Source organism: Neorhizobium descurainiae (assembly GCF_051400715.1).
Classification (GTDB): Bacteria; Pseudomonadota; Alphaproteobacteria; order Rhizobiales; family Rhizobiaceae; genus Neorhizobium.
This window is the reverse complement of the sequence record NZ_JBLFFK010000078.1, coordinates 1-1,208: the sequence shown is the minus strand read 5'-3', so window position 1 is coordinate 1,208 and position 1,208 is coordinate 1. Positions and strand designations below refer to the sequence as shown.

Annotated in this window: 2 protein-coding genes; both read right to left on the bottom strand. The window is 63.6% G+C overall.

What is annotated here, in order from left to right:
• Positions 1-853 (bottom strand): IS66 family transposase (tnpC, locus tag ACMGE0_RS33485; RefSeq protein WP_436820159.1); only part of this gene is annotated, 853 nt, incomplete at its 3' end.
• Positions 854-924: 71 nt separating this feature from the next.
• A partial coding sequence (tnpB, locus tag ACMGE0_RS33480; RefSeq protein WP_436820158.1) for an IS66 family insertion sequence element accessory protein TnpB occupies positions 925-1,208 on the bottom strand: 284 nt, incomplete at its 5' end.

Below are 1,208 nucleotides of genomic sequence, written 5' to 3'. Positions count from 1 at the left end.
TGCGATCAGGCGCATAGACATAGACGACGCCCGGCGGATCGGCTCCCTGCCATGGTCGGTCATCGCGAGCGTATGCCCATAGCTGCCCGGTCTTCGTCCTTCCCCGACCCGGATCGAGCACCGGGGCGGTCGTCTCGTCGGCGAAGAGCTTGGACGAGGCCTTCAGATGCTCGAGCAACCTTTGATGAACCGGGCGCAGGTGCCAGGCAGCGCGACCGACCCAGTCGGCAAGTGTCGAGCGGTCGAGGTCGATCCCCTGGCGCTTGTAGATTTGCGCCTGTCTGTAGAGCGGCAGGTGATCGGCATATTTGGAAACCAGCACCTGGGCGACGGTCGCTTCAGTCGGAATGCCACCTTCGATCAACCGCACGGGAGCTGCCGCCTGGACGACGGCTTCCTCGCAGGCCCGGCATGCATATTTGGGACGACGCGTTACCAGAACGCGGAACTGGGCTGGCACGATGTCGAGCTTCTCGCTGACGTCTTCGCCGATCCGATGCAGGCCTTTACCACAGCAGGGGCAGTCATGGTTTTCGATGTCGATGACGACATCGATGCGCGGCAGATGGGCAGGAAGGGCACCACGGTTTGTCCGCCGCTTGGCAACCCGCTCCCGGCGCAGATCGCTCGATGCGTGCTCCTTGTCTTCCAGACCGTCCGCCTCGACCTGCTCGGCTTCCTCGAGCCCAAGGAGAAGCTGATCCTCTGGAAGCGTCTCGGCGCGACGGCCAAAGCGATGACGCTGCAATTCCTTGATGATCTGGCGCAGCCGGGCATTCTCCGCCTCGCGCGAAAGCACCATGGCCTTGAGCGCGTTCAGGTCGTCGGGAAGCTCGTCGGCCGTCATCGTCATGGAATGACAACAGCATAATCGGCCAACCAAAACGAGGGCGTGGATGAGGCTGATTCAATTGGTCGCGGCGGCTATCCAGCCGTCTGCGGGACACGCGCCTCGATCGGCGCATGAACGCGCTTCCAGTCCAGCCCCTCGAACAAGGCCGAGAACTGGGCGGCCGTCAGGCGCATCGCGCCGTCCTGCATTCTGGGCCAATGGAACTCACCATCCTCAAGCCGCTTGGACACCAGGCAGACGCCGCTGCCGTCCCAGAAGACCAGCTTGATCCGATCCGCGCGCTTGGCTCGGAACACGTAGATCGTGCCGGAGAACGGGTCGGCACCCATCTCGGTCTTGACCAGCGCCGCCAGGC